The organism is Escherichia sp. Lx600-2 (assembly GCF_036662595.1).
Lineage (GTDB): Bacteria > Pseudomonadota > Gammaproteobacteria > Enterobacterales > Enterobacteriaceae > Escherichia > Escherichia coli.
Genome location: NZ_JAYQWM010000122.1, coordinates 1 through 8,010 on the forward strand (window position 1 = coordinate 1; position 8,010 = coordinate 8,010).

Consider the following 8,010-nt stretch of genomic DNA (forward strand, 5'->3'; position numbering starts at 1 on the left):
CTGATAGAAACAGAAGCCACTGGAGCACCTCAAAAACACCATCATACACTAAATCAGTAAGTTGGCAGCATCACCGAATGTCCTTATACGTTCTCAGAACAGGCAGCAAAAAAACAAATGAGATCAAGGTAATATATCTTCACTTGCAGGCTTGAACAGCAGAAAATTTGCGAGCATGATCGCAATTATTTCACTGCCAGGGATATCAATAGCTTCCAGTAAATCGCTACAGCAGGCAATTGCCAATATAAAAATCTGGCACAAGGGTGAACAGCGCGCGCCGCATAAGCCATTGTTATTGCTATACGTATTAGCGGGATACCTGAATGGACATCCGCGCCTTTTCGATTATTGTAGTGGAACAGTCTACGAGGATGCAGTTCGAAGTGAGTAAGTAAAGGTTGCTGGAAACGATCAATGCCGCCATACAATGATTTTTTAGGATCAACAATGAGTAATAAAAACTACGAAAGTCACCGCAAAGCGATTGTTAGTAAAGGTATACCACCCGCTCTATTAAATAGGCTCACCAATTCGGATGTTCAGGTGATCAATACCTTCTTAACACGAGTGAGCAAACTGGAACTATCTCAACAAGAGAAAGACTGGATCATAAAAATCATCTCTATGGTTTAGACAATTTCAGCCTTGTAGCCTTTCAAGGGTTTTGTGTGGGTACAAACATTATCGAATCGGGGTATAGCCGCAGCTGTAGCTGTATCCACATCAGTAAGTTGATGTAGGTTGACTTAGGTTGAGCGAAAAATAGCGAAAAGCCTTGTGTGGCGCGGATTTCAGTCATAAAAAAACGTCCGTTGATGTCTATTGATGTTCCGATGGTGCGAAGGTGCGAAGGCCGGACTCGTACACACATTTAACATATTGTAAAAATTGAAATTTAATTATAATTAATTTAATTATGCCCCTTTTTGTGCCCCCACCATTCTCTGTTCACATTTTGATTTTTGTTGATTATTTATCCAAAAATCATCAGAGAAATAGTCAATCTAGTTAGGTTCCGTTAAACGGATCCAAACCGGGACTTGACTCTACAAAAAATACTTTTTTTTCGCAAAACCATGCACACTATTCACCCTGTCATTTTTAACTTATATATCAATTGTTTATGCGTTAACAGCTAGGTGAAGAGTGAACAGCTATCTCTACATTTGTGCGTTTCCAATAAGAAGCCCGGCATCAGCCGGGTCAGTTAATCGTTATTTTAATATTGGCTCATCACACTTGGGCAGCCAGTCTGCATTACTCTCCTCTTTCAAAGTGAGGTTAGTTTGCATTCCCTGATTAGTTCGCCGTTTCTCATAATGTAGCCCGTACTCCTTCAGCATGACTGGCAACCCTTTGCCAAACATCGTAAGACTCAGGGTGTTTTTATAGCCATTAGCCTCCATGTATACGAGGTAGGCATGGTAAAGGTATGTACGTGGCTGGCGTGGGACAATATTGGCGTTCCCCATAAACATACCGTTGGTGTCAGGTAATGCCTCAAGATAGCCACAAAAATCAAATGCTGGATCAGCATCACGCTTGATGGTGAGAGCCTCATCTGAATTCTGCTGCGACTGAAGCAATGTTCTGGCGCTCATCGGATCGCTGAAACGCTGCATGAGCTGGCGAACAATCACAGCCAGTTCTCGTGCAATTTTATCTTTCAGCTGCGGATCGCGTTCTTCCGGTGCTATCTGCTCAGGAAAATGCAGAATCACTCTCCGGCGGGACACACCACCACTACGATCAGTGAAGCGCATAGGATTATTATTTACGGCCAGGATAACCGCCGGAATATGTGTTGAATAAGCATTCTGATATTTGGGGTCCACCGATACCGCATCGCCACCAGTTATAGCCTTAAGCCCGGCGCCGTCGCCGCTCCACTTCTCCTGATCAGGCAGGCGAATAAGAGAAAAACCTATCAGAGCCGCACGTTCTCGCGGGGACTCCAGCGTTTCAATGGTCGCAGAGGTGGCGTTATCCTCTCCAGCAAGCATGGTCGCAATTTCAGCCAGAATACTTTTGCCACTACCACCAGGGCCAGTCACTTCCAGAAAGAGCTGCCAGTCATAGCGGTTCGCCAGCACCATAAATAACGCCGCAAGAATAATGTCGCGTTTTGCTGGCTTGTGTCCGGCAGCCCGGTCCAGCCAGCGCCAGAATGCCGGGGCATGAGTTTCAAGCGTTTCCCCCTTTACCGGTGGCGTGAAATCGACTTCACACAGGGTACGCAGCCAGTTCTCTTTACAGTGCGGACTAAAAAGCCCTGTTCGCGTATCGAGGACGCCATTACGAAAACCAATCAGATGACGTGCCGGATTTTGCTGCTGCGGAACAATTAACTTTAATGTTTCCACCAGTGAGGCAATTTTTCCTGAGGAAAACGGTGCACCGAGGCGCTGGAAAAGGGCTGCGACATCTCGGGCAAAATCTGACTGAGAAATCACTTTCCACGCTCCAGACTCGTAGCGGGATAAAAGCTGCCCGTTCGGATCAACCGCCAGTGCATCCCTGTAATGCTCACGAACCCTCTGAGCTTTTTCGCTGACACTCATCGCTGTGAATTCTGCTTCACTCATTGTGTCGAAAGGACTGGCGTTATGTGGCTTCAAAGCCTCAAGAATTGCCTTCCGGGTGGATTCCTCTCCGTATTGGGTAAGCGCATCATTCCAGTCACCAAAAACCGGTGGCAGCACAATGTCACACTGACACGCTTTTGCAGCAGTTTCAGCCCTGTTCTGGCCTGAACCATTCAGATCGCGGTCCGCTGCAATAATTAACTGATATCCCGGATACTTGTTATGGGCAACTCTGGCCAGAGAAAGAAAGTTTACCGACGAAAATGCCACCATGACGGCTTCTCCTGTCAGATGATGAATAGTAAGCGCCGTGGCGTAACCTTCCGCAATCCACATCCTTCTTACAGAACTCCCGCCCCCTTCTATCAGATGATAGGCCTCCTTAACCTGACCTCCTTTAAGAAAACACTTGCTACCATTGCCACTGATAAGCTGAATATTCACCAGCTCCCCGTCAGCGTTATAGAGCGGGACGATCAAATCACCGGGGCGGAACATCACCCCACCGGTTTTATGACCTGAAGTCAGCTCATGGCAAATATGCTCCGGGAAACCTTTATGTGTAAGATAAGTATTTCCGGCAGATTCACGCGAGGCTTGCAGTAGTCGCGCGGCCAGTGATGCCGCCGCCTGTTTCCCGCCATCTGTATCTGCGGTTGACGTCCAGACTCCAGAAGAGGCTGAAGACAGACTATGTGTCAGTCCATGTATCCTGTCTGCTGCTTCACTGATATTCACATTCAGTACCTTGCTGACAAGCGCTAAACCGTCCCCAGCCCCGCACTGGTTGCAGAACCATGTTCCACGTCCTTCCAGATCGTCGAAGCGAAAACGATCTTTACCGGCGCAGACCGGACAAGGCTGATGGCGATTTTTCAGTATGTTCACACCCAGCGCTGGCAAAATCCGCGCCCAGTGACCGCGGGCAGCCTTCACGGCCTGACTGACTTTCATTCCTGACATGATGCAGTTCTCCCTCAGTGTAAAACCGGCTTTATAATGTGACGGACGCATAACTCATCCATTACGGCTATTCCGAGCTGGGAGAGTGCGGGACAGGGCATTAGAGGGCCGGATTCCATCAGGTCTGAAAGCAGGGCGCAGGCGATTTCCATGCCTTTTGTTTGCCCGTGTTGTCGCAAATAAAACCCTTCAAGCTCACGAGCAATAGCGGCTTCAATTTCATCCAGAGTGAGCTGCGGGTGGCGGTTTTGCTGATGGCAGACACTCAGCCAGGCGCAGGCTACCGCGCGGCGATACAAAGCTACCCGAAGTGAAAGGGAGAGAGTGCGTGATTTCATTGCACCACCTCCATGTTCATCAGGTCATCCTGGCAACGCTGTACCACGCCATCAAGCTGCTCTGTCATCAGATAAATCAGGGAAGCCAGTTGCTCACATTGAGCACCGGCAGGTTTTTCGTGGCAATCCTGAAGAACAGCCATTCCGGTGACAAACTCCCCCACGTTACGAAGATGCTTCAGGCGGACAATATCGTCATAAGAGATTGCGGCGTGATTCATCACATCACCTCCCGGACAGGCAGGCGAGCAGCAAGGCAAAGCACATACTCATGGACCAGTGAAAGACGTGCATGATGCTCATTGCTGGCGACGATACGCAGCATACTGATACGTGGTTTACGTTCTGCACGACGAATGGCGGCAAAAACAAATATAAATTGAGGATGTGAAGGGGCGAGGATCGTAGCCATAAGGGCAACCTCCAATAAGTCGCGGTAAATGCCACCACCGGAGTTCCTACGCTCATGGGTGGTGACCCGAACGGGGGTAGGAATACCGGCCTTATTGGAAACCGGCCAGCCCGAAGGCTGCCCCGCCCGGACCACCATTATCTGACAGGGACTAAGGTATAAGCACCGCAGTCCGAAAAATGGGTGTGCCTGAGCAACGACGTAAAAAAAGACGCACGGCGCGTCTGGTGTCGCCAATAAGTAACTCGGGTTCCTACGCCCGGCAGCCGATTTTGCGGCAGCGGGAAAACTATACCTGGAAATGACTGCAGGATGCAAGCCAGAAAAAAGGGGATTAATGCGTTCAGGCATCATTATGCATCACATCCCCGTCCGCGGGCACTTATACGATCCGCCATCCATGCGCTTACCTCTGACTGTGCCCAGGCAACATTTTTACCACCAAGCGGGATCTGCTTCGGGAAAGCATCGCGGCTTATCAGGTCGTATATAGTTGAGCGGGACAAGCCGCATAAATGCATCACCTCGGGAAGACGTAAAAATCGCTCATGCTGGTTCAGCACAGGAAATAATGGCGCAGCCGGAGCTGGCGCAGAAACAGAAATATCATGCATTTATCTACCCTCTTTAATTCTTTCATCAGTCCGGATAAATCCCCCCGGATTCAGGTAGTTCCTTATTATGTATATATTGCTCGCTTACGCACCCATTATTTATTTAGCGTCACATATTGATTTAATCAAATTTAAAACTATATCAAACCACATAAAATGGCATGATAGATATTATGCCTGCGAACTATAAATACAGGGACATTAATAGGAACTAACTTTCATCTAGGGGTTACTACCCCATGAGTCATAGAACTTAATAGTACTGAAACCGCAACCCATTCAGCAGGGGTGCACAATTTCTACATATGGCTTTACATTGCAAACCTAACTTCAGGAGATACTCATGAATAGCATCAAGCTCAGAAGCATTAGAACCGCATAAAATCAATAACCACGCATTCTTAACCTAAAAATATATCCAAATAAATTCATAAAAGACCGAACAGTTCTAGTTTTATAAAAATCAGATTGAAATGCAACACCAGGGAAAGGGGGAATCATGTTATTTCCCGGCAAAGAAAAATCGTCTATTTCATCATCTGTTGAATACTACTGAAGAGTGGTGAATAGTTGTGAGGAACAATAATGAAATAATCATTCGAAATAAAAATTTCACTTTTGATGAAAAAAAAAATCATAAATCACGCTGCCTTCCGATGAACACTCATGAACAGTCACTGAATACTGCCTTGTCAACCCTTCACCTCTTAACTAGCTGTATTATCAATTTTTTTATCAAAGTGAACAGTAGTGAATAGTATGTATTAAAGGAAAGTTGAAGATCAGACATGACGCATTTCTCTGGCTAGCCAGAACAAGCTCATTGTTCTGTCACTGGCACAATCCCCCTCGGTAGTGCGCTTGTATGGGCACCGGCACAATTGACACGACAACAAAACACTACCGGAGCAGTCATGACTACTATTAACCAGATCCCTGATGCAAACATTACACCCTCCTTCCCACCGAAAATTCGCGAAGCGGTGGATAGAGTTAAGGCAGCAAAAGCTGTCTGGCAGGAAGAACGGCGAAAACAAACTGAAGCTGCTGCAATGATTGAAACTATCCGTAAACGTCAGGAAGATACAAAAACGGAAACGCAGGCGCTTAATGATGAATGGCGAAACCTGTTTCGTGAGAATCAGGGAAATATGACGCCACGCATGAAAAAACTGCGGGCAGAAATCGCCCTCGGACGCGAAACACTGGATGAGTTCGAAGATTTGCTGGCAGCTCAGGCGGCAGAAAATGAATTCCTGCCCTGGAAAACTGCGGATGCTGCAAACCACTACATCAGCGAACATAATCGCCTGATTGAAACTCATGCAGTGTGGCTCTGGAATGAATTTATGAAGGAACACGGCCAGAAACTTATTCAGATCCTTGGACTGCTGAAAATGACTCTGGGCCGAAGCGCTTCTGCTGTTATCGGTGTAGTTCATACCGTAAACGACCCCGAAAGTGTGCTGAAGCAATTTATCAGCGAGCAACTCACCACTCCGGCACTGTCCTGTAACGTATCTTCAACGGATGATATTACCCTGCCGGGGATCAGCATTTATGCGGACGATAAAGCCATCCAGGATGCCAGACAATCCCCCAGCCCTGCAGCACGTTCACGGATGCTTAAACAGCGTGACATGGTTAAAGGGGGCGAGAAGAAATGAATGCCGGAACCATTACTCAGGAAGCACTCAACGATTACCGCTCGGCGATAAAAAGCTGGCTGACACTACGTAATACGCAAAGTACCTACCAGCTTCGTCTGGCGGCTCTGCTGGATACTGAAGAAAAACCGGCAGCATATGCCAGCCAGCTTGAGGATCTTCGTGAGCGTCTTGCAGTCCTCGAATGGCAGATTAACTGTGCTGCACGGGATGGTCTTTATGCTCACCAGATTGTGCTGGAGAGTTGTGTTACAAGCGCAACGGAAAACTTCATGAGCGAGCATGGTGATGCACTCACTGACGTTCTGGCTCCTTTTCTTTGCGCTCCATACGGGCTTGAGGCGGCAATGAAAATATTACGAACCGCTGTAGCCCGACAAACGGAAGTGCGTACTCCGGTAATTTCAGCAGCATACAAGAGCATTATCGACGAAACCGGATTAACGGTGGATGCATCAATGTGCGCTGATGCTTCAGCCAGTTTCACCCCGGCACAACATAAAGTTTTCCTGGCCCGCCTTAACCGACTTAATGAAAAAGGAGGGTACTGATATGGCCCTGAAGTGTCCTGAATGTGGGACGGTCGCTCACGCCAGAACCAGTGCCTATGAAGCTCCATCGGTTAAACGCTCATGGTATCAGTGCCAGAATCTGGAATGTTCCTGCACATTTACCGCTCTGGAAAGCGTGGATACGATAATTATGAAGCCTTGGCGCAATGAACAGGAATCAGACAAAGCACAAATGCCGGAAAAACAACAGCAAACTCTCAACCGCTATGGCTCCGCGTCAAAGCTGTCAAGCCGTCAGCAAATTCCTGTCTGATTAGCAAAATACGCCCACGTAGTCCCGGTCCAGTACCGGGATTTTTTACGCCTTTTCCCTGCCTGGCCTGAGAGGGTATGAGTGCATATCTATGGCGCATGAAAACGCATGAGTCCCATGCGCAATTTTTGACGCGAAAGCCCTTGTGTGGTGGCTTCTGAGACGATTTACGGGGTGCATGAAAACCAGTCTGTTAAGCGAAGCGGGCAGGCGGGCGGGGCTGCCCGCCGAGAAGCCAAAACTTGAGATCAAGAGCTACTGCAACATATGATGTTCTGTATTGATGTATATCGTCAAATGAGCATACAAAAACATTATTTATCATAAAGATACATATGAAATCTTATTTCTATTATGAGTGTCTGGACTGTGGCTCACTTTCATTACCAAAAGATTTATTAGTTTTGAAGTCCCTGTTATACTTTTAACAAGAGCCATGTTCAACTGATTGACAGACTAGTTTATTCATTTATAAAGTCAATTATGTTTAACAAATATACTTTCGTTGAAAATTAAGTACGGTATTTCTATGATTTTGAATGATAAAGAAATAAGATATGGTTTAGTGGAAATGTTATTATCTAGAAAACAAAAACCCGCACG

At 47.0% G+C, this 8,010-nt stretch carries 8 protein-coding genes and 1 pseudogene; 4 read left to right on the forward strand and 5 right to left on the reverse strand.

Annotation, left to right across the window (positions count from 1 at the left end):
- Nucleotides 1-208 precede the first annotated feature (208 nt).
- Nucleotides 209-358: pseudogene (locus OQV04_RS22380) on the forward strand (phosphorothioated DNA-binding restriction endonuclease); the annotation flags it as partial.
- A gap of 859 nt (nt 359-1,217) precedes the next feature.
- Here the strand turns inward: OQV04_RS22380 and OQV04_RS22385 are convergent.
- The 5 genes from OQV04_RS22385 to OQV04_RS22405 are packed head-to-tail and all read right to left on the reverse strand — an operon-like array spanning nt 1,218 to nt 4,915.
- Nucleotides 1,218-3,551: a primase-helicase zinc-binding domain-containing protein gene (locus OQV04_RS22385; RefSeq protein WP_137539018.1), complete on the reverse strand. Its 2,334-nt coding sequence runs from the start codon at nt 3,549-3,551 to the stop codon at nt 1,218-1,220.
- A gap of 14 nt (nt 3,552-3,565) precedes the next feature.
- Nucleotides 3,566-3,889, reverse strand: a complete 324-nt coding sequence (locus tag OQV04_RS22390) for a DUF5375 family protein (RefSeq protein ID WP_029488483.1) — start codon at nt 3,887-3,889, stop codon at nt 3,566-3,568.
- Nucleotides 3,886-4,110 carry a hypothetical protein gene (locus tag OQV04_RS22395; protein WP_029488482.1) on the reverse strand — a complete coding sequence of 75 codons (225 nt, stop codon included), beginning with the start codon at nt 4,108-4,110 and terminating at the stop codon, nt 3,886-3,888. The genes OQV04_RS22390 and OQV04_RS22395 overlap by 4 nt, the downstream gene beginning before the upstream one ends.
- Nucleotides 4,110-4,655 carry a host cell division inhibitor Icd-like protein gene (locus OQV04_RS22400; RefSeq protein ID WP_089638862.1) on the reverse strand — a complete coding sequence of 182 codons (546 nt, stop codon included), beginning with the start codon at nt 4,653-4,655 and terminating at the stop codon, nt 4,110-4,112. The genes OQV04_RS22395 and OQV04_RS22400 overlap by 1 nt, the downstream gene beginning before the upstream one ends.
- Nucleotides 4,655-4,915 (reverse strand): helix-turn-helix transcriptional regulator, encoded by a 261-nt coding sequence (locus tag OQV04_RS22405; RefSeq protein ID WP_000543726.1) that lies wholly within the window; start codon nt 4,913-4,915, stop codon nt 4,655-4,657. The genes OQV04_RS22400 and OQV04_RS22405 overlap by 1 nt, the downstream gene beginning before the upstream one ends.
- Before the next feature lie 914 nt (nt 4,916-5,829).
- On the opposite strand from OQV04_RS22405, the gene OQV04_RS22410 reads away from it, so the two are divergent.
- The 3 genes from OQV04_RS22410 to OQV04_RS22420 are packed head-to-tail and all read left to right on the forward strand — an operon-like array spanning nt 5,830 to nt 7,407.
- Nucleotides 5,830-6,582 (forward strand): phage polarity suppression protein, encoded by a 753-nt coding sequence (locus tag OQV04_RS22410; RefSeq protein ID WP_247806608.1) that lies wholly within the window; start codon nt 5,830-5,832, stop codon nt 6,580-6,582.
- Nucleotides 6,579-7,133 (forward strand): phage polarity suppression protein, encoded by a 555-nt coding sequence (locus tag OQV04_RS22415; protein WP_029488479.1) that lies wholly within the window; start codon nt 6,579-6,581, stop codon nt 7,131-7,133. The genes OQV04_RS22410 and OQV04_RS22415 overlap by 4 nt, the downstream gene beginning before the upstream one ends.
- Before the next feature lies 1 nt (nt 7,134).
- The gene (locus OQV04_RS22420) at nt 7,135-7,407 is read left to right on the forward strand and encodes an ogr/Delta-like zinc finger family protein (RefSeq protein WP_029488478.1); all 273 of its coding nucleotides are present in this window, start codon (nt 7,135-7,137) and stop codon (nt 7,405-7,407) included.
- Nucleotides 7,408-8,010 lie beyond the last annotated feature (603 nt).